Annotated in this window: 18 protein-coding genes; 12 read left to right on the top strand and 6 right to left on the bottom strand. The window is 52.8% G+C overall.

Annotation, left to right across the window (positions count from 1 at the left end):
- Nucleotides 1-7 precede the first annotated feature (7 nt).
- Nucleotides 8-2,089, bottom strand: a complete 2,082-nt coding sequence (gene recG / locus PsB1_RS07615) for an ATP-dependent DNA helicase RecG (protein ID WP_284360201.1) — start codon at nt 2,087-2,089, stop codon at nt 8-10.
- Complete coding sequence (locus tag PsB1_RS07610; RefSeq protein WP_284360199.1) at nt 2,089-2,985, bottom strand: acyl-CoA thioesterase; 897 nt, start codon at nt 2,983-2,985, stop codon at nt 2,089-2,091. The genes recG and PsB1_RS07610 overlap by 1 nt, the downstream gene beginning before the upstream one ends.
- Before the next feature lie 1,262 nt (nt 2,986-4,247).
- Between PsB1_RS07610 and PsB1_RS07605 the strand changes: the two genes are divergently transcribed.
- On the top strand, nt 4,248-5,918 hold the full coding sequence (locus PsB1_RS07605) for a DEAD/DEAH box helicase (protein WP_284360197.1): 1,671 nt from the start codon (nt 4,248-4,250) through the stop codon (nt 5,916-5,918).
- An 85-nt stretch (nt 5,919-6,003) separates the two neighbouring features.
- On the opposite strand, the gene PsB1_RS07600 is transcribed toward PsB1_RS07605, so the two are convergent.
- From PsB1_RS07600 to PsB1_RS07590, 3 genes are all read right to left on the bottom strand, one after another.
- The gene (locus PsB1_RS07600; protein ID WP_284360195.1) at nt 6,004-6,198 is read right to left on the bottom strand and encodes a hypothetical protein; all 195 of its coding nucleotides are present in this window, start codon (nt 6,196-6,198) and stop codon (nt 6,004-6,006) included.
- Nucleotides 6,199-6,280: 82 nt separating this feature from the next.
- A complete protein-coding gene (locus tag PsB1_RS07595; protein WP_284360192.1) occupies nt 6,281-7,663 on the bottom strand; it encodes an MATE family efflux transporter in 1,383 nt (460 codons plus the stop codon).
- Between the two features lie 3 nt (nt 7,664-7,666).
- Nucleotides 7,667-7,960: a hypothetical protein gene (locus tag PsB1_RS07590; protein ID WP_284360190.1), complete on the bottom strand. Its 294-nt coding sequence runs from the start codon at nt 7,958-7,960 to the stop codon at nt 7,667-7,669.
- A 109-nt stretch (nt 7,961-8,069) separates the two neighbouring features.
- On the opposite strand from PsB1_RS07590, the gene rnhB reads away from it, so the two are divergent.
- Complete coding sequence (gene rnhB / locus PsB1_RS07585; RefSeq protein WP_284360189.1) at nt 8,070-8,705, top strand: ribonuclease HII; 636 nt, start codon at nt 8,070-8,072, stop codon at nt 8,703-8,705.
- A 107-nt stretch (nt 8,706-8,812) separates the two neighbouring features.
- Nucleotides 8,813-9,895, top strand: a complete 1,083-nt coding sequence (locus tag PsB1_RS07580) for a site-specific DNA-methyltransferase (protein ID WP_284360188.1) — start codon at nt 8,813-8,815, stop codon at nt 9,893-9,895.
- A 40-nt stretch (nt 9,896-9,935) separates the two neighbouring features.
- Here PsB1_RS07580 and PsB1_RS07575 read toward each other — a convergent pair whose 3' ends face one another.
- A complete protein-coding gene (locus tag PsB1_RS07575) occupies nt 9,936-11,042 on the bottom strand; it encodes an A/G-specific adenine glycosylase (protein WP_284360187.1) in 1,107 nt (368 codons plus the stop codon).
- Nucleotides 11,043-11,120: 78 nt separating this feature from the next.
- Between PsB1_RS07575 and PsB1_RS07570 the strand changes: the two genes are divergently transcribed.
- The 9 genes from PsB1_RS07570 (at nt 11,121) to PsB1_RS07530 (ending at nt 19,509) form a co-directional block, all read left to right on the top strand.
- On the top strand, nt 11,121-11,663 hold the full coding sequence (locus PsB1_RS07570) for a DciA family protein (RefSeq protein WP_284360186.1): 543 nt from the start codon (nt 11,121-11,123) through the stop codon (nt 11,661-11,663).
- Between the two features lie 33 nt (nt 11,664-11,696).
- On the top strand, nt 11,697-12,374 hold the full coding sequence (locus PsB1_RS07565) for a DsbA family protein (RefSeq protein WP_284360185.1): 678 nt from the start codon (nt 11,697-11,699) through the stop codon (nt 12,372-12,374).
- Between the two features lie 116 nt (nt 12,375-12,490).
- Nucleotides 12,491-13,165 (top strand): DsbA family protein, encoded by a 675-nt coding sequence (locus PsB1_RS07560; protein ID WP_284360184.1) that lies wholly within the window; start codon nt 12,491-12,493, stop codon nt 13,163-13,165.
- The gene (locus PsB1_RS07555) at nt 13,162-16,614 is read left to right on the top strand and encodes a chromosome segregation SMC family protein (RefSeq protein ID WP_284360183.1); all 3,453 of its coding nucleotides are present in this window, start codon (nt 13,162-13,164) and stop codon (nt 16,612-16,614) included. The genes PsB1_RS07560 and PsB1_RS07555 overlap by 4 nt, the downstream gene beginning before the upstream one ends.
- Nucleotides 16,615-17,015: 401 nt before the next feature.
- Entirely contained in the window at nt 17,016-17,375 is a 360-nt protein-coding gene (locus PsB1_RS07550; protein ID WP_284360182.1) for an AtpZ/AtpI family protein, read from the top strand.
- Nucleotides 17,376-17,392: 17 nt separating this feature from the next.
- The gene (locus tag PsB1_RS07545) at nt 17,393-18,148 is read left to right on the top strand and encodes a F0F1 ATP synthase subunit A (protein ID WP_284360181.1); all 756 of its coding nucleotides are present in this window, start codon (nt 17,393-17,395) and stop codon (nt 18,146-18,148) included.
- A 43-nt stretch (nt 18,149-18,191) separates the two neighbouring features.
- On the top strand, nt 18,192-18,419 hold the full coding sequence (locus PsB1_RS07540; protein ID WP_085340465.1) for a F0F1 ATP synthase subunit C: 228 nt from the start codon (nt 18,192-18,194) through the stop codon (nt 18,417-18,419).
- A 47-nt stretch (nt 18,420-18,466) separates the two neighbouring features.
- Nucleotides 18,467-19,018 carry a F0F1 ATP synthase subunit B family protein gene (locus PsB1_RS07535; protein ID WP_284360176.1) on the top strand — a complete coding sequence of 184 codons (552 nt, stop codon included), beginning with the start codon at nt 18,467-18,469 and terminating at the stop codon, nt 19,016-19,018.
- Nucleotides 19,018-19,509, top strand: a complete 492-nt coding sequence (locus tag PsB1_RS07530) for a F0F1 ATP synthase subunit B family protein (protein WP_284360175.1) — start codon at nt 19,018-19,020, stop codon at nt 19,507-19,509. Before PsB1_RS07535 ends, PsB1_RS07530 begins: the two co-directional genes overlap by 1 nt.
- Nucleotides 19,510-19,519: the final 10 nt, after the last annotated feature.

The raw sequence follows: 19,519 nt of genomic DNA, 5'->3' as shown, positions 1-19,519 counted from the left end.
TTAACCCTCACCCCGTACCCAAAAACACCTCAGGGTCCACTTGGTCAAAGAGATGGAGCGCCACACGGGTGGCCTTACCGCGCGGGCTTATCAGGCCCGGATCAGCCTCAACCAAAACCCGCGCATCGCGCTGGGCAATCGCCAAAAGATCGGCATGCAAGGCAGCATCGGCCAACTTAAACGCTGGGATACCTGATTGCCGCAAGCCCAAGAGATCGCCGCCGCCGCGCAGCTTAAAATCCTCCTCCGCAATGGCAAATCCATCCTCGGTCTCACGCAATTTAGCGATCCGGCGCGCACCTAAATCGGTTAAGGGATTGGCATAAAGCAATAAGCAATGGCCGGTCTTATCGCCGCGCCCGACCCGTCCACGCAATTGATGTAATTGGGCCAGACCAAAGCGCTCGGCATGCTCAATCACCATAACGCTGGCTTCAGGCACATCGACACCCACTTCAATCACGGTGGTGGCGACAAGAATTTTTGCGAGGCCAGAGCGGAAATCATCCATCGCTGCATCTTTTTCGCTCACACTCATTCGGCCATGGATCAGGCGCACACTATGGCCAAAGTGGGCAGAAAGATCACCAAATCGTTCGGTGGCAGCGGAAACATCCAGCTTTTCGCTCTCCTCCACCAAAGGGCAGACCCAAAACACCCGGTCATCCTTTTCAATGGCCCGGCGCGCGGCCTCCACCACTTCATCGAAGCGCTCTAGCGACAAAGCCACCGTCTTTATGGGCGCACGGCCCGGTGGCTTCTCGTCTAAACGGCTGACATCTAAATCACCATAGACCGCCATTGCCAGAGTGCGCGGGATCGGGGTCGCACTCATCGCCAAAACATGGGGCGCAAAGCCTTTATCAATCAAGCGGCGACGGTCCGCGACGCCAAAGCGATGCTGTTCATCCACCACCACAAGACCTAATTCATGAAATGCGACGCCTTGTTGAAACAGGGCTTGGGTGCCGCATATTGCGTGGATGGAGCCATTGGCCAAACCTTCTAGCACAGTGCGCTTATGGGCGACCTTATCCTTGCCGGTCAGGATTTCCAGTCGCAGGCCAATTTGGGCCATCAGGGGTGCTAAGCCTTGATAATGCTGGCGCGCCAAAATCTCAGTCGGTGCCATCAAAGCCGACTGCATCCCCGCCTCTGCGGTGCGCGCCATCGACCAGGCTGCAACCAAGGTCTTGCCCGACCCGACATCGCCTTGCAGTAAGCGCAACATCGGCGTTGAGGCCGCCATATCGGTGCCGATCTCTTCAAATGCCCGCAGCTGCGCCCTGGTCGGCTGATAGGGTAAGGCCTTGAGCAAAGCATCGGTGTAAATATGACTGGGTACAATCGCACGACCCGGTGTGCGCCGCCGCGCTGCACCCGATAGTTGGAGCGCCACTTGACGGGCAAATAACTCATCATACGCCAAGCGACGCCGGGCCGGGGCGCAGGGCGATATATCTTCCTCCCCCTGGGGTGCATGGGCGCGCTCAAGTGCGCCACCAAAGTCCAACCAGTCTTCGCGGGCAAGCAAGTTGGGGTCGAGCCATTCGGGCAAGCCTTGTGCCTTTTGTGCGGCACCCGCGCAAATCCGTGCCAAGGTGCGGTGTGCTAAGCCCGCGACGCTGCGGTAAATGGGTTCAAACACGATGGCGAGGTCGGGATCTTCGGGGTTTAAGATCCGCGATGGATGGATCATTTGCCGCTCGCCAAAGCGCTCGCTGATTTCGCCAGAAACCACGCGTATGGCCCCTTCGGGCAAGCGCTCAGTTAGATATCGCGTGTTGGGCTTAAAAAACAAAAGCGTCAAAAAACCCGTGTCGTCAGAAAGCTGAACCTTATAGGGCCGCCCGGCACCCCCCGCTTGATGGCGCTCTACGCGCGCTTCAATCGTACATAGTCGCCCGATCTCGGCTTCCCCGATCGTCGGGCGATAGCGTCGATCAACTAAGCCCGAGGGCAGATGAAAAGCGAGATCGCGCACCATCTCCCCGCCCGCCGCTTTGGCTGCCAAGGGAGCAATCTTAGGCCCCACGCCCGTAAGGCTTGAGAGGGGCGTAAACAAAGCAAACAGGCATTCAGGGCGCATCAGGCACCCCCTTTAGCCCTCATGACACGGATCAAGCCTTCTTGGGCAACACTGGCGACCAAGCGGCCGTCGCGGGTGAAAATCTTACCCCGGTTCATTCCCCGCCCGCGCCCGGCCCACGGGCTATCGGTGCTATAAAGTAGCCATTCGTCGGCGCGAAACTCATCATGAAGCCAGACGGCATGGTCCAAGCTTGCGGTCATGAGTTCGCCGCGCATCCAGCTCAAGCCATGCGGGCGCGCGCACGTGCCCAAAAGCTGCATATCGGTCGCATAGGCCAAGATCGCACGGTGTAACTGGGGATCTTCACCAATCGGTGCCACCGCCCGAAACCAGGCATTTTGCACAGGTGGCAATTTCTCGCCCTTGAGCCATGCTAGAGGCTCTGGAGAACGAAACTCAATTGGACGTGGAGCTAAAAAGAACTCGTGGTATTTTTCTGGAACCAGATCAATAGCTTTTTGCCGCAAGGAATAATCAGATGGCAAATCGTCCGGATCAGGTATGTCAGGCATGGTGTCTTGATGCGAAAGCCCTGGCTCCAGCTTATGAAAGGAAGCCGCCATATTCAGGATGGGAACCCCTAGTTGCTGAGCGATCACCCGCCTAGTGGAGAAGCTGCCACCATCATAATCGCGCATGACGCGGTAGACCACCGGGAAATCTTCACTGCCTGGGCGCATGAAATAGGCGTGCAGTGAGTGGGGTATACGGTCAAGCTCGGTCGATTTGCTTGCCGCCATCAAAGCTTGCGCAATTACTTGTCCACCAAACACACGCCCACTGCCTCCACCTTTGCGTGGCCCTCGATATAGGTCTGTGTCTAGCGTCTCAACATCCAACAAGGTGGACAAAGCGCGGATTAGTTCTTCGGGGGTGGGATGGGTGTTTTGCATGTCCCTTTGTTAAGACACTTGGCGGCAGGGGGGAAGTTTGCTGGTACATCTTTTGCTGTGCGCGTGCATCTCCGTCTGCCCGACATAGAGGTCACCTGAAAGGCCGGATGGAGGATTTCCCCTCTCCTGCTGGGAGTGGGGTTGGGGTGAGGGCGCCGATCACATTCCAAGCTTAGACGATGCTATGGCGATTTTTCCATGGCGCGCTTCAAAGCGCTTTGGGTCATGCGCCTGCACCCAAGCCCCTCACCCCCGCCCCGCTCCCAGAGGGAGAAGGTGACCGCCTCAAGATCAACGGCTTGGGACGAACATCTCGCTCGCAAACTATAGGGACCCTGACTTTTAGTAGTACATTAATTGAAAATAACTCTATTTCAGGCGTACAAGGGTGGCCATGAACTTCTCTGAACATTTAGATAAGTGGCAAACACTCTATTCTGGCGTGCTGGCAGTCGGAGCCGCCAGTGTGGGGGCGTTTCTACTCTGAAACCAAACAGCCCAAACTACGGAAAGCATCTTAGATCAGCGTATCCGTGGGTTGGATAAAGTAGGAACTTTGGCGCAATTTGAGTTAAGCAATTTTATTGAGCAATAGAAGATTTTGCAAAGGAGATTATAGTTTTCTCGAACACCAAAAACCGCCTGATCGCATTTCATGGTCGGGATGGCCAACTTCTACCTTGGTCGCCCTAGCTAACATTCAATTACATAACGAACCCTTCAAACGAGCGCAATTTGCAAAGTTGTTTAAAAACATGCAATTGCTTCAAGTTAGACTTTTTAACGGGTAGTTGAAGCAGGCGATATCGAGGCAAATATTCGCCACTATTGGCTCCAAATTGCAAGTATGTTGGCGAAAGTTAAGGGTGCTATTTCTATCTTGTTTGTCTTTTGTCGATTTCAACGCCACCGTCTCGAAAATTTCGATAAGTCGCTATCCGAAATTGAAGGAGCATTTTATTCTTGGCGCTTTGAGCTGACTGGGAATCCTGATGATCCAATGTCAGATATTTCCATTGTACGTCGATGGCGAGATCGCAAACTCGACAAGCGCAAACCAATCCCATGGCACGCCCGCCCGAAACCAAAAAGGTTCTGAGCGATCACCTATCAGACGCGTTTCCCCGCCAGCGTCCCCGCGTCCTTCATTGACTTTGGCACCAGTTCGCCCCACTTAAAGATTGGAATATTTCATCCAGGGGGATGATGGGTAAGTCGCGCCAAGTTAGGCGCCGCGCCGTTAAACTTAGTGAGACAAATGAATGACCGATACGAACGGGACCGGTGACACCGGCCCGATTGGTGTAACGCCAAATGATGTAACCTTCGCCGATTTGGGCTTTGCGCCACCCCTTCTCTCCGCCATCGCGGAATCCGGCTATACCAAACCAACTCCTATACAGTGGAAGGCCATACCCCAAGTCCTCGCTGGGCGTGATGTCTTAGGCATTGCCCAAACCGGCACAGGCAAGACGGCCTCCTTTGTACTGCCGATGATTGAGCGTTTGGCCCAAGGCCGGGCGCGGGCACGTATGCCGCGCACTTTGATCCTAGAGCCGACACGCGAATTAGCAGATCAAGTCGCTGAGAACTTTCGAAAATATGGCAAGAACCATAAGCTCACCATGGCGCTTTTGATTGGCGGGGTCTCCTTTGGTGATCAAGATGTGCTTTTGACTAAGGGCGTTGATGTTCTGATCGCGACACCAGGGCGCCTGCTGGATCATTTTGAGCGCGGCAAATTATTGCTGACCGGTGTCAATATGCTGGTCATTGATGAGGCCGACCGCATGCTCGACATGGGGTTCATCCCTGATATTGAGCGGATCGTGAAGCTCACGCCATTTACGCGGCAAACATTGTTTTTCTCGGCCACTATGCCACCTGAAATCAAGCGCTTAACCGAGCAATTCCTGCAAGCCCCGGTCAAGGTAGAAGTGGCGCGTCAATCCCAAGCTGCGGCCACCATTACCCAACGCCTGCTTAAAAGCCCATCGTCAGACCCTAAAACCAAGCGAATCGTGTTGCGCGCGGCTATTCAATCGGCTTTGCCGACCATGAAAAATTCAATTGTGTTTTGTAACCGCAAAACCGATGTTGATATCGTGGCTAAATCTTTGAAAGTTTATGGCTTTGATGCAGCACCCATCCATGGCGACTTGCAACAAAGTCAACGCATGGCGACCTTGGAGCGGTTTCGCAACAATGAGCTTCAAATCCTTGTGGCTTCCGATGTGGCTGCGCGTGGCCTTGATATACCAGCTGTCAGCCATGTATTTAACTTTGATGTGCCACGTCACGCTGAAGACTATGTGCATCGCATTGGGCGCACCGGGCGCGCGGGGCGCTCAGGCGAAGCCTTCATGATTGTCACCCCTGGCGATACAAAGGCGCTCGATGGCGTACAAAACTTGATCAAATCCAAGATTGATTTTGCTGAACTCGACGGCTTGCCCGATGAAAACATGCAAGAGCCAAGTCCTACAAAAGCTAAGCCCAGTCGCGCCAAAAAAACGCGAAATCATAAACAAGCCGCACCAGCTGAGCTTGATCCAGCCCCGACACTGAACGATACCCCATTTGAAAGCACTCAAAAAGAGCGCGCTAAAAATCGGCGCAATCTGCGCCGTACCAACCCAGAATCGCGCGTGCAATCACACCTGACCGATCCTTTGGCCATTATCGATCTTGGCGAAGAAATCAATCCAGATCGTAGTCTCGAACTCTTAGGAGTAAGCAGACATACGTCATTGGGATCGAACCACCGGCTCTACGCACAGCCAAACAGTGACACCAACCGCGAACTTAGGCCAAACCGCGGTGGTCGCACTCGCTATCGACGCGAAGATGATGAGCAAAACGTTTTGGCCTTTGGTGAGGATGTACCAGCCTTCATGAGCATTGCGATACCCCATTTGGCTAAACCTGATTAAACTGAAAGCGTTTGCGTAGGGAGGAAGCATTCCCCCTTATGACTGCCAAAAGATGAAAACGGGATCTGAACAAAACCAAGCTTGGTCAGCGACGCAAAACCCAGCCAATGACCACGCCAGCGAGGATTGATGCTCCTTCATACACCGACCAATGAAGGGCTGCACCCTGGTTCCAAAAGGTAAAAAACACGATAGGCAGCAATGCGACCAATGACCCCAAAAGGCCTAAAAAGACAGTGGCACCCACTTTACGTATGGGCTTGGTTTCAAAGCTACGCACCCTTGCCTCCCGTCATGTCTTCAAGCCTTACATGCATGTACTTTCATCACAAAATTGTGGCGAGACAAGCCCCTAATCGTGCTTAATTGGTCTTTGTCCTAGATAAAGATGACGGTGGGACTTGAAGAGACCCGATGCTACCCATATTGGCCAATCTAAGCAGTAAAATACCTGCAGACGCTAAACTGGCTACCGCAATGGCTTCAACCAAGCCTAGAGCGCCCCGTCCAAGAATGAGGCAGAAAAACCAGCCAAGCGGTGCCATCACCAACACATAAGAGACTAAATGGCTGAATGTCGGAAACCAAGGCCGTCCAAGTGCGCGCAGCGCTTGGGCCGCAACAACTTGGAGAAAATCAGGCACAGCCATTAACCAGACCAATGCAACCAGGCCAGCCGTATAGGTCAAAAAGACCGGATCCTTTGTAAAGGCGCTGGCGATCGGGGTAGCCCAAACCAAGGTGACGATCGCAAACAAGGTAGCATAGGCCCCAGATAGCCCCAACCCCATCCAAGCAACCTTCTTTGCCCCGGCCAAGTCGCCAGCACCGCGCACATTGGACACAATCACTGCAGTGGCCGAAGCAATGCCCATCGCGGGCATAAACCCAATCGACATCATATTGAGTACAACCGTAAAGGCACCCACTTGTACAACGCCCGCGATACCAGCGATGATGGTCAAAATGTTGAAGGAGCCAGCCTCCAAAATACCGCTGCCAGCGGCCGCCATTCCAATCGAAACCTGTTCGCGTGCTTCGCCGGGTTGGGCTTTGGTTGAAAAGTTCAAAAATCCAAACTGATCAGAATCCCCCATATTCAGGAGCCAGATGGTAGCGCCTATGGCTAAAAACACCCGCGCCCCTAACGTCGCCCAAGCCGCGCCATCGGCCCCCATCATGGGCACAAGCTTTAAACCTAAAACCAGATTGACGACATTGGCACCCACCATCAACAACAAAGCCACCCGTGGCCGCGATAGAGCCTCCAAAGTCTTGGAGCAGGTCAGATAAATCGCATTGGGAAGAAGGCTCAGGCCCAAAATCGCTGTACAACTGGCCGCTCCTTTCGCAAGCGCTTCTTGCTGGCCCAAATGGGTTAGCGTCCATAGGGCGCCAAAATGAAGCATGATTGCCAAAAGAAACCCAACCACCAGTGCCGTCACAATGCCGCGCCGCCAAATTAAACCGATGGCTTGATATCGATTTTCGCCGTGCCGGCGGGCCGCTAAAACCTGCACGCCGACCAAGAGGCCAATCGTTGCCACAAGGGCGGTACCATTCAAGCTCCAAGCTAAAGCGAGCTCTGCCAATTCGGTTGCCGAATGACGGCCCACCAAAATGGTGTCTACTAGTCCCATCAGCATCACCAGCACATTGGAGCCAGCAACGGGTGCTGCGAGTAAAATCAGTCGCTTCAGCAGCCCTCTTTGCAGCTCAGCCGCCGCATTTGGGGCAGAAGTCATGATTTATCGGCGTCCTGACACCATTTTGGAACGCGCCCACAAGCGGCATGCTTCTGCAACCTCGAAGGCCGAGCGAATTTGCGCTTCACCCGGCATTTGCGGGTCAATGTGGGTGGCAGCGTCCACGGCTTGTTTAAAGGCGATTTCAGCTGCCCCGATCTGGCCAGAGCGCAGATAGGCCCAAGCCTCAACCAGGGATGGCGCAATGGGATCGCGTGCTAAAAGCGTGAAAAACGGCTCATCGGTTTCTGCCTTTGAATAGGCATCAAACTGGCTTGGCTCAATCTTACTGCTCATCTTCTCACCTTATGAATGGACCGACTTTAACAAGCCACCCCAGATATGAAAGAGGGAAGTTCTGTCGCACATGAGATTATTCCAGCGAATCCCGCTTACTTATGCAGTAATGTCAAACGCTTCCCAACCAGATTTTTCGCATGAGGCATTTCATGCCAAGCGCCTCAACATCCCCCAAACCAGCATTTGCGGGGTCGATGAAGCTGGGCGTGGCCCATGGGCAGGCCCGGTTGTGGCGGCTGCAGTGATCTTGGACCCCAAACGCATCCCTAAGGGCATCGGCGATTCCAAGCAATTAAGCACATTAAAGCGCGAAGCGCTCTATCAACCAATCCTCGACCAAGCGATCGATTTTAGGATTGGGATCGTTGAGGCCGATGAAATTGACGCCATTAATATTCTCGCCGCGACACATAAGGCCATGGCGCAAGCCGTGGTGGCCTTACACTCCTCCCCAAATCTCGCCCTTATCGATGGCAATCGGGCACCTAACCTGCCCTGCCCGACCCAATGCATCATCGGCGGGGATGGCTTGTCTCTCTCAATTGCAGCCGCGTCCATCCTCGCAAAGGTTACGCGCGATCGCATAATGGCGAAAGCCGATAGCATCTATCCTGGCTACGGCTTTGGCGACCATAAAGGCTATGGCACCAAGGCCCACCGCACAGCCCTCGACCGGCTCGGCCCCTGCAAGCTGCACCGCTTAAGCATTAAGCCGCTCAAGGGCTTTAATGAAACATATTAAACAGATTCTACAGCCCTAATGCAGAAAAATTGATACCCCGATTCGTTTCGTGAATCCTTTATTAACCCACATGGATTCAACTGCCTCTGCAAATTTAGGGGCGAGTTATGTCATCCAATTTTAACAACCGCATTTTGATCGGTGATTGCATTGAGCTGATGAAGTCTTTGCCCGAAGGGTCTGTTGATCTGATTTTTGCAGACCCCCCCTATAACCTTCAGCTTGGTGGGGACCTCATGCGGCCTGACCAGTCAAAGGTTGCAGGCGTGAATGATGATTGGGATAAATTCGCCGACTTTGCAGCCTATGATGTTTTTACCAAGGCCTGGCTTGCTGCAGCGCGACGCTGCTTATCGTCGACGGGAACCATCTGGGTTATTGGTTCTTATCACAACATTTTCAGGGTTGGTGCGACGCTTCAAGACTTGGGCTTTTGGATTTTAAATGATGTGATTTGGCGCAAAACTAATCCGATGCCTAACTTTAAGGGTACAAGGTTCCAAAATGCACATGAAACCATGATCTGGGCAACAAAATCAGCGGATCAAAAGCGCTATACCTTTAACTATGACGCGCTGAAAGTTCTCAATGATGATTTACAAATGCGCTCAGATTGGTCCATTCCAATCTGTTCCGGCGGTGAACGCCTCAAAGATAGCGCCGGCAAGAAAATCCACCCGACCCAAAAACCAGAAGCCTTATTACACCGTATTTTGATGGCAGCCAGTAAGCCTGGTGACCTGGTGCTTGACCCCTTCTTTGGTTCAGGCACCACGGGGGCGGTTGCTAAAGCGCTTGGTCGACGCTGGATTGGGATGGAGCGCGATAAAGGCTATGCTACGGCGGCAGAGCAGCGCATCGCGAACGTTGAGCCTGGGCATCGCGACCATTTGGAAGGAATGAAATCCAAGAAAGAAGAAGTGCGCGTGCCTTTTGGGACCATTGTTGAGCAAGGGCTGTTACGTGCAGGGGATGCGATCTACTCACCACGCGGCGACGTGGCAGCGCGTGTGCGCGCCGATGGCTCCATCATGGCTGGAGAAATGGTGGGCTCCATTCATCGTGTGGGCGCCCAGATTCAACGAGCTCCTGCTTGTAATGGATGGACATATTGGCATTTGCGCACTGACGCGGGCCTGGTTCCCATTGATACGTTGCGGCGTGAAATGCGCGCGCGTATGGCAGCCTAATCCAGCCTCCCTCTGATTGTTTGTTGCTCGTAGTGATAAGCTAAACTTGATCCAATCCAATCGATTGCGCCGCTAGGATGCTGCGCCCCGCAACAATGATTTTGTGCATCAAGCTTGGTAAGGCAGCACCAGCCAATGCGTCCAATCCAAGGCGCTGATAACCCACCACTGGCAAGCTCTTTGGACTATAAGCGGAAAAAACACGCACACGTAAGGCAAAATGGGTAAAAACATGATCGATATATCCCCCATCCAGCCAAGTTACACCCTTGGGTAAATCAACTGGACCCAAACACGGATCAGAAGATGGATCATCACCCCAAGAGGTGCTGGGCACTTCCAACATCCCCCCCAACAAACCTGAGTGTGCCCGTTTGGTGACCAAGACACCATCAGGATCAATATGGACCCAGGAAGTACCATAGCGCGTAGGCTTTTTCTTGTTAACTTGTTTTTTGGGAAACTCTCCCTGCCGACTTTGTTTGGATGCACCACATGATGACTGCCACGGACATAAGTTGCACGCTGGCGTGCGCGGGGTACAAATGGTCGCACCCAGGTCCATCAGTGCTTGAGCAAAATCGCCAGGCCTATGGGTGCTCATCCAAGCTTGTGCCTCATGCCAAAAGATGGGCTTTGCAGCAGGCAAGATGGCTTCAATCAGCCATAAACGTGACAAAACCCGCTCTACATTGCCATCGACGGGAACTACAGGTTGATCAAAGGCTATGGCAGCAATAGCAGCTGCTGTGTAAGGTCCGATTCCTTGAATCTTTTGTAAGGTTTGCGGTTGGGTTGGAACCCCCCCACGGGCTAGGATGTCTTTTGCCGCCGCATGAAGATGGTGCGCGCGACGATAATAGCCAAGACCAGCCCAAAGTGCCAAGACGTCATCCAATGGGGCCTTCGCCAGATCCTGAACCGTTGGAAAGCGGTTGATAAAGGCGACATAATAAGTTTTTACTGTCGCAACACCTGTTTGCTGCAACATGATTTCAGAGAGCCAAACGGCATATGGATCAGGACGCTGCCCCTTCAAGCCCTGCGCCGGTGGTAGGCGCCACGGTAAATCGCGCGCCGATCGGTCATACCAAGCCAGTAATTGCTCTCGCAATTGTGTGATCTTTTTGGACTTATAATGTGCCATACGCCATGGGCGTTAGAGTTATTTGTGGGTATACATCAAGTGCTCGCGCAAACAAAGGCGATGGACTAAACACTCTCAATGGCCAATGACCCGCCCAACCAGCTCGAAGACGAACGTTTTGATCCCCAGATCGAAGCTGCAGCAACAACGTGGCTGAGCCAGCGTCGCGGCAAACCCGTTAGGAGTGGCCCAACGCCCTTGGCCAAGCTCATGACAACGCTTATTCCCCTTGAAGAGCGTAAAGCAGGCTTGAGTGTCTGCAACCTTCAACAACGCTGGGGCGAGATTGTAGGTGAGACATTGGCCAGTATTTGCCAACCCGAAAAGATCAAGGGGGAGACCTTGGTTTTAAAAGTCGCCCCCGCTGCCGCACCCTTGTTAACGATGCGAAGCGCAGAAATCATTGGCTTGGTCCGTTTAGCTGGTGGGGGTAGGATAAAAAAATTGACCTTGGTGCGCGCCCCTCTCAAATCGACCAATCATTCAGCACCTCTGCGTACAATGCGACCATTAGATGCCAGTGCGCAGCGAAAACTGGATGAGCAGCTTGATCAAGTCACCCAACCAAGCTTGAAAGCAGCCTTATCGCGTTTGGCACAGGCCACTTCAGATATCGACTAACCATAGAACGAATGCCCTTTAGGAGAACGCAGAATGTCTTATCAGTTTCCAAGCCAAGGCCTAATATCCAAAATCCTAGTCCTTGGTACCCTTCTATTGGCCAGTGCCTGTGGACCCACGGCCAACAATGAGGGTGGTAAAGCCGCCAGCACATTTGAAACTGCCACCGATTTTCCAATTGGATCCAAAGACGCCAAAGTTGTGATGATTGAATATGCTTCCATCACCTGCCCACATTGTGCGAACTTCCATCTAAATGTTCTGCCAACCATTAAGGAAAACTATATCGCGCCGGGCAAAGTTCGTTATGTGTTTCGTGAGTTTCCAACCCCACCCATTGAACTAGCGATGGCTGGTCACTTAATCGCACGCTGTGCAGGTGGGGAGAAGCGCAATCAAGTGATTGATACTTTGATGCGCCAACAAGGCGATTTAGTGTCTCAGGCACAAGGACCAACAGGAGCTAAACAAGCCTTCCTCAATGTTGCTTTGTCCTTTGGCATGAATGAAAGTCAGTTTGACGCCTGTATGAAAAACGAAGAACAGCTTAAGACCCTTGTTGAAGTGCGTGATGGCGGCATTGCAGCAGGTGTGACTGGTACACCAACCCTTTTCATCAATGGTGTGATGTTTGAGGCCCCAATCGGGCGGGAAATCACAGCAGAGGATGTTGGCAAAGCTCTAGATGGTGCACTCGCGAAGGCGAAATAAAGGCAATTCAATTGACGATTGTGCCCAACTTGGCTCTCTCCCCGCGCATAGTTGATCATCATTCATCTCATGCGCGGCCTTGGGCTGGCTGGCTTCTATGTCAGATCAGTTTTGTGATGATTGTGCTTTCTTGCCCTGTCATGGCGGGTAACGCATCTGAGACAACACTGGCGCAAGCCACACAAACCATATCTAAGTCCATGAATTCAGACTGGAGCTTAGGATCACCAACTGCCAGGGTTAGCTTGATCGAATACGGTTCCTTGACTTGCGGGCATTGCGCGCAGCTTAACAATGAGGTTCTGCCAAGCATCAAAGCAAACTATATCGACACGGGTCGACTACGCTATGTGTTCCGACCCTTCCCAACCGCTCCCATGCCCTTATCCCTTGCACTACACGCTCTAACCCGCTGTTCGGGTCCAAGAGCCTATTACAAACTGGCAGATGCCTTTTTTCGCCGCCAGAACGAAATTTTTGCCGCGGCACAAGGGGAAACGGGTGCCAAGGCGACCGTGTTTGCAATAAGCGAAGACTTCGGTGGGCTCAGCTTCGCGCAATCAGAAGCCTGCTTAAAAGATGAAGCCGTAAAAAAATGGATTATGGTGCATGTGGAACAAGGCCAAGAAATCGGTCTTACCGGTACACCTACGCTTTTCCTTGAGTCCGCCAAAGGCCGAACCAAGCTAGATTTTCCTTACGATGTCGCCACACTCAGCACCGCCATTGATCGGGCGCTTTTGGCGATTGGCACTTCCTCCGCTAAGCCCATCAAAGGCAAAAAGAGATGAAGGTTACCGATTTGCGCGTAACGGGGTTCAAATCCTTTGTTGACCCTGTGCATCTCAAAATTGAACCGGGTTTAACGGGCATAGTTGGCCCCAATGGCTGTGGGAAATCTAATATATTAGAATCCCTACGCTGGGTCATGGGTGCGACTTCTGCGCGTGCTTTACGCGGCGGTGAAATGGACGATGTCATCTTTGCAGGGACCGACAAACGACCAGCCCGCGACATAGCAGAAGTTCTCATTACCTTGGACAATCGCGAGGGTCGCGCACCTGCTCCCTTTAACCTTGATCCCATATTGGAAGTATCAAGACGGTTGCGCCGTGCGGCAGGCTCTACCTTTAAGATCAATGGCAAGGAAGTGCGCGCCCGCGACGTACAATTATTGTTCGCCGATGCTTCAACAGGGGCTAACTCTCCTGCCCTAGTGCGGCAAAACCAAGTGAGCGAACTGATCAATGCCAAACCCGAAAATCGGCGACGGATTTTGGAAGAGGCTGCGGGCATTTCGGGTCTGTACACGCGTCGCCATGAGGCTGAACTGAAGCTACGCAGCGCGCAAGCTAATCTAGAACGCTTGGACGATGTGATCCAAGCGATGCAGGACCAATTGACGTCCTTGCGCCGACAAAGCAGGCAAGCTGAAAAATACCGTGCGATTGCTGAAGAAATCCGCACCCTTGAGAGTTTTTTGTTTGCCCAGCGTTTACGCGAATCCCAAACCGCCTTTGAAGAAGCCCAAGCCACACAATTCACAGCCGAGCAAGAACTGGCAGACGCCACCTTGCGGGCCAATGAAGCGGCGCAAGCTGCAGAGAATTCTGACCACAACATCCATCAATTGCGCGAAGAGCAGGCCATTGCAGAAGCTGTGTTACGCCGACTGGATGGTCAAAACATTGCCTGTGAGCGCGATTTACAGGTCGCCAAAGAGGCGCTTCGCTTAGCCAAAAGTGACATTGAACGCATCGATGCGGACAAATCGCGTGAGCAGGCTTTATTTGAAGACGCCAAGCAAAATATCGCCCAAACTCAAGAGACACTCGCACAATTACCAGATCCCAGCGCACTCGAACAGGCTATACACGCAGCACAAAGGGTGGCCACAGAGGCCAGCACCCAGTTTGAGGCAGCGCAATTGGCGCTAACCGAAACAATCTCTCAACGGGCACAAGCTGTTGCTGAACGCACTGCGCAAATCAAAGCGTGTGAGGATGCCAAGGGACAAGAACAAAGACGCTTGGCGGCTTTGGCCCTGGCACAAGAAGAATTAGACCGACAAAACCGCGCGCTACCAGATACTGGTCAACTCACGATTGCCCGCCACGAAGCCCAAGCCATCGCCCAGGCAGCCCAAGATGCTGGCGCTCAAGCGGATCAAAGCGAGAAAGAAGCCGAAGCTGGTGGTGTGATTGAGAATGAGCGGCGCGAAACGGCACGTTTGGCCCAAAACCAGCTTGATCTAGTGCTCGCTGAAATCAAGGCCCTAAACGCCACAGCCCCAAAGTCAATGACACAAAGTTGGGCAAAAGTTCTCCATGACGTACGACCAAAAGCGGGTTATGAACGCGCCGTCGCTGCGGCATTTGGCGATGAATTACAAGCAGCCTTAGATCCCAAGGCACCCGCCGCTTGGCTGGGTCAAACCGTGCGAAGTTTTAACTGGCCGGCCCCTATTCGCCCCCTCGACGAAGGGATAGAGGCGATCCCCGAAGCTTTGCGCGCGCGCCTACAAGCCACAGGCTTAGTTGATGACATTAGTTTTGAGGAGGACTTAAATTTACCAACGGGTGGCCGGGTTGTGACCATGGCAGGCGATATGCGGCGGTGGGACGGTTTTGTCCGCCGAAAAGACGCTGTCGCCTCCGCTGCCGGAGAATTGGAGCAACGCACTAGATTGGAAGCGCTTCAAAGGCAACTTCCAACACTACAAGAACAAGCGCAAGCCGCTGCGAAAGCTGCCGCAGAAGCGCATGCCCAGGCCGACCATTTGCGTGCTTTGGCGCGCCAAGCCCGCGTGGAAGCGCCGCGCGCCTATGCGGCGGTGTCTCAAGCCCGCGAACGTGTTACTCGATTGGAAGCTGAATTGGCTCGCGCTATGGCAGGTGTGGAGCAAGCCCAAGCCCGATGCAGCGCCGCACGAATAGAATTAGAGCAAGCCCAAATGTTACGCACAGTGGCCGAAGAGCTTCTAGCCGCCTTGCCGCAAGAGGGTGAAAGCCACGACGTAGATGCTGTGCAACATCAGGAGCTGGCTGCCCGGGCTAAAGTCAATCAAGCCAATCATGATCTCAACCAGCTATTAGCGCAAAACCAAGCCCGCTCAAGCCTCGAACAAAATCTGAAACGCGATTTACAGTCTTGGACTTCTCGGTTAGCAGCAGCACAAGACCGTTTGACCGCCCTCGACAATGCTAAAGCTCAAGCACTTGCGCGCGAAGAAGCTGCCGCGCGAACCCCTTTTGAGGTCGAAAAGCGCCAAGCTGAGCTTTTAAGGCAATTGCCCGCTGCCCAAGCACGAAAATCTAAAGCAGATGACGCCTTAGCTCAATCAGAAGCTACCATTAAATCGCTACGGGAACTGGATCGTCAAGCCCAAAACGCTTTGTCGATTTGTCGAGAAGCGCGCGCTGCCGCGGTCATTCGCACCGAAACCGCTATTGAGCGTCTGAAAGAATTGGGCGATGAAATCCGCCGGACCTTACAAATCGATCCGAATGAATGTGAAAAACGCGCCCGTGCCGCAATGGGCGATATGTTTGAGACCATAGGTATCGATGCAACCGAAGCGCGGTTGGCAAAGCTCCACTATGACCGCGATGCTTTGGGCGGTGTCAATCTGCGGGCGGACGAAGAGGCGCAAGAGCAAGATGCCAGAATGTCTGCCTTGATCGCTGATAAGCAAGATTTAACTTCAGCCATTGCGAAGCTACGCGATGGCGTTGATCAGATCAACCTAGAGGGAAAAGAGCGCCTAGCCACAGCATTTGAAGCGGTCCAATCACATTTCCAAGTCCTGTTTGAAGCGCTGTTTGATGGTGGCACCGCGCATTTAAGCTTAACCCAAAGTGACGATCCTTTGGGCGGTGGCCTTGAAGTCTATGCCTGCCCACCTGGCAAAAAATTGCAAAGTTTGACCCTAATGAGCGGGGGTGAGCAAGCGCTGACAGCTTCAGCACTGATTTTTGCTGTATTCTTGTCCAACCCTGCCCCAATTTGCGTGCTTGACGAGGTGGATGCGCCTTTGGATGATTCCAATGTAGATCGCTATTGCCGATTGCTAGAAGAAATGCGTCAACGCACCCAAACCCGTTTTATTGTGATCACCCATCACCCAATTACGATGGCGCGCATGGACCGTTTGTTTGGGGTAACGATGGCAGAACGTGGGGTATCCCAACTGGTAAGCGTAGACTTAAGACGCGCTGAGGCGTTAATTGGCGCGCAATAGGGTCAAATGTTCTTCTTACGATCAACATTGTTTCAAAGGGGGTCGCATTCTAGATGCCTGTTTCCAAGATCGTTCAAACTTGTTTGATCACTATCCATCCTAGCCAGGGGTTCTAAACTTTCTCAACCGAGATAAGAGTTATATTCTAGGCTTTATAGAATTGGAGGTTACAGCGCTCAATAAGCGACACCAAGCCCATGAAAGGCTCTAAGGGGCGCAATGGGATCGATACCAATCCTCAATTTAGGATCATGACACTGCGAAAACTACCAAATCATCATCAAAAACAGCTTCATAGATGCACATCAACTTGGGTTGACTTGGCACGAGGGCACCTCTAGTTTCCGCCCGCGTCGAGAAGGAGGCAGTTTCGCATCCCTGCTTGCGCGAACGGCTGGTTCATGGCTGACCCAAGACACCCTCATGGCTCTGAAGCCCTTGATGAGTTGGCCAAGCGTTTGGCCGCTTTAGATCAGGAGCGGCAGCGATTGGTACCTGAGGTCAACATGGACCGCTCTGCTATGTCTTTAGGGCTTCGGCTGGCATCAGAATTTGCCTCGGCAATCCTGGTTGGTGGGCTTTTGGGATATGGTATCGATTACGGGATAAAGACTTCGCCTTGGGCCCTTATCATTGGTCTGGCGCTTGGCTTTGTTACCGGAACCTTGAATTTAATACGGGCCTCTCGTCAAATGACAAAGGCCCATCATGTTGATCCCCAAGCATCCGGCTTGAAGGACGACCTAGATGAAGACGTGTGAAGCAGGAGACAAGTGGCGTGGCCAGCGATCCGATGCACCAGTTCCATATCGCCCCTATGATCCCCATGGAAATTGGCGGCTATGATGTATCGTTTACCAATGCCAGCCTGTTCCTGTTGCTTGGTGCGGCTATCCCTGCGGCCTTTATGTTGGCCAGTTCTGCTAAAGCGGCCTTAGTGCCCGGTCGTATGCAAACCTTGGGCGAGACCGCCTATGGCTTTGTCTATAATATGCTTTACAGCTCAGCCGGGGCTGATGGCGTTAAGAAGTTTTTTCCGCTGGTTTTAAGTTTGTTTTTATTCATCTTTACGGTAAATATGGTTGGGCTTTTTGCCTATCATTTTACACCAACCAGTCAGATCATCGTCACAGCTATGATGGCTTTATTGGTGTTTTTCACGGTGATCATCGTGGGATTTGCTAAAAATGGCTTGGGCTTTTTAAAGCTGTTTGTTCCCTCGGGTATTCCGTGGCCACTTTATCTGATTGTGACCCCGATTGAGATCATCTCGTTTTTCTCGCGTCCGCTATCGCACGCTGTGCGTCTTTGGGCGAATATCTTGGCCGGTCACATTTTGGTCAAGGTATTCGCAGGTTTTGTGCCAATGATGGCTGAAACCGGTGCGATTGGTGCCATCGGGGCCATATTGCCTTTTGTGATGACAGTTGCCCTCTATGCGCTAGAAACCCTCGTTGCATTTCTACAGGCCTATGTCTTTACGATGTTGACCTGTATCTACCTCAATGACGCGCTGCACGCAGCCGATCACTGATCCATCATTTCGTTTCGTCCCTTACCTTTCAGGAGAATTCATCATGGACGCAGAAGCCGCAAAATACATTGGTGCAGGTTTAGCTTGCTTGGGTATGTTGGGTGCCGCAATCGGCGTTGGCAACATCTTCGGCAGCTTTTTGGAAGGCGCAATGCGCAACCCGTCAGCTGCACAAGGACAGTTTGGTAATTTGATTTTTGGTTTTGCCGTGACCGAAGCGCTCGGAATTTTTTCGTTATTGATCGCGATCCTATTGTTGTTTGTGGTCTGATCGGATTATTCATCTGAACTTCTTCCACAACCCGGAGTGGTTTGACGATGGCTGGCGAAACTCAGACAGTTGAAGCAGTAGGTCAAGCAGGCAAACATGCAAGCGGTGGTTTCCCACCGTTTGATGCGAGCCTTTTTTCTTCCCAGATCTTTTGGTTCTGGCTTGCCTTTGGCGCGCTCTATGTGGTGCTGGCGGCTTTAGTCATCCCACGCATCGCCAAAACCTTGGCGGCGCGCAAAAACGCCATTGAAGGTGATCTAAAAGCGGCTGCAGACCAGACCGCTGCTGCTCAACTTGCACGCCTTGAAGCTGACAAGGCCCAGGCCGAGGCCCGGGCGCAGGCCCGTAAAACAGTTGAAGCCGCCCGCCAAGCCCAAGAAGCAGCCGCAGCGAAAGCTGAGGCTGCTGCCACCAAAAAGGCCAATATCAAAGTCGCCAAAGCTGAAGAGAAGATCCAGGCGTCTCGCGATGCGGCCTTGGCAAGCGTCAACGAAACTATCGGTGAATTGGCAGGTGCGATCGTGGAACGCGTTTCCGGGATCAAGCCAAGTGCCAAGGCGCTCGACACGGCGGTTAAGTCCGTCACAGGGACACCATAATGGCAGTTGAATTTGATGCGACCCTCGTCGCCGCCCTTGGATTTGCAACCTTCATTGGTGGCATGATTTATCTCAAGGTCCCTAGCATGTTGACCAAGGCATTGGACGATCAATCAGCCAAAATCTCAAAAGAATTGGCCGAAGCCAAGCGCCTGCGCGAAGAAGCCCAAGCTCTCTATCAATCCTATCAGGCCCAACAGGCCCAAGCGGCTAAGAATGCAGCTGCCATCATCGCCAAAGCAGAAGAAGATGCGGTGCGCTTGAAGGCAGAAGCTGAAGCAGCTTTGGACAAGACGATCAAGGCACGTGCCAAGCAAGCAGAAGAACGCATAGCGCGCGCCGAACAGGCCGCTCTGAGCGAAGTTCGCTCTGCCGCTTCTCTAGCGGCAATCAAAGTAGCAGAAACCGTCATGAAATCCAGCTTAAAGGGCAAGGCTGGTGAAACCTTGGTTGCAAACGGGATTGCCACGATTGAAGCGAAGTTCAATTGAGATAAATCCA

This window comes from Candidatus Phycosocius spiralis (genome assembly GCF_030158815.1).
In the GTDB taxonomy this organism is placed as follows: Bacteria; Pseudomonadota; Alphaproteobacteria; order Caulobacterales; family Aquidulcibacteraceae; genus Aquidulcibacter; species Aquidulcibacter spiralis.
Note: the sequence above shows the minus strand (reverse complement) of the source record. Positions and strands in the feature narration are given on the sequence as shown.

Excerpts from the sequence above, each read along its gene's own strand:
- PsB1_RS07540 (WP_085340465.1), top strand. The coding sequence starts at position 18,192 with ATGGACGCAGAAGCCGCAAAATACATTGGTGCAGGTTTAGCTTGCTTG.
- PsB1_RS07565 (WP_284360185.1), top strand. The coding sequence starts at position 11,697 with ATGTCTTATCAGTTTCCAAGCCAAGGCCTAATATCCAAAATCCTAGTC.
- PsB1_RS07570 (WP_284360186.1), top strand. The coding sequence starts at position 11,121 with ATGGCCAATGACCCGCCCAACCAGCTCGAAGACGAACGTTTTGATCCC.
- PsB1_RS07535 (WP_284360176.1), top strand. The coding sequence starts at position 18,467 with ATGGCTGGCGAAACTCAGACAGTTGAAGCAGTAGGTCAAGCAGGCAAA.
- PsB1_RS07555 (WP_284360183.1), top strand. The coding sequence starts at position 13,162 with ATGAAGGTTACCGATTTGCGCGTAACGGGGTTCAAATCCTTTGTTGAC.
- PsB1_RS07610 (WP_284360199.1), bottom strand. The coding sequence starts at position 2,985 with ATGCAAAACACCCATCCCACCCCCGAAGAACTAATCCGCGCTTTGTCC.
- PsB1_RS07530 (WP_284360175.1), top strand. The coding sequence starts at position 19,018 with ATGGCAGTTGAATTTGATGCGACCCTCGTCGCCGCCCTTGGATTTGCA.
- rnhB (WP_284360189.1), top strand. The coding sequence starts at position 8,070 with ATGTCAAACGCTTCCCAACCAGATTTTTCGCATGAGGCATTTCATGCC.
- PsB1_RS07605 (WP_284360197.1), top strand. The coding sequence starts at position 4,248 with ATGACCGATACGAACGGGACCGGTGACACCGGCCCGATTGGTGTAACG.
- PsB1_RS07575 (WP_284360187.1), bottom strand. The coding sequence starts at position 11,042 with ATGGCACATTATAAGTCCAAAAAGATCACACAATTGCGAGAGCAATTA.
- PsB1_RS07590 (WP_284360190.1), bottom strand. The coding sequence starts at position 7,960 with ATGAGCAGTAAGATTGAGCCAAGCCAGTTTGATGCCTATTCAAAGGCA.
- recG (WP_284360201.1), bottom strand. The coding sequence starts at position 2,089 with ATGCGCCCTGAATGCCTGTTTGCTTTGTTTACGCCCCTCTCAAGCCTT.
- PsB1_RS07550 (WP_284360182.1), top strand. The coding sequence starts at position 17,016 with ATGGCTGACCCAAGACACCCTCATGGCTCTGAAGCCCTTGATGAGTTG.
- PsB1_RS07595 (WP_284360192.1), bottom strand. The coding sequence starts at position 7,663 with ATGACTTCTGCCCCAAATGCGGCGGCTGAGCTGCAAAGAGGGCTGCTG.
- PsB1_RS07580 (WP_284360188.1), top strand. The coding sequence starts at position 8,813 with ATGTCATCCAATTTTAACAACCGCATTTTGATCGGTGATTGCATTGAG.
- PsB1_RS07560 (WP_284360184.1), top strand. The coding sequence starts at position 12,491 with ATGATTGTGCTTTCTTGCCCTGTCATGGCGGGTAACGCATCTGAGACA.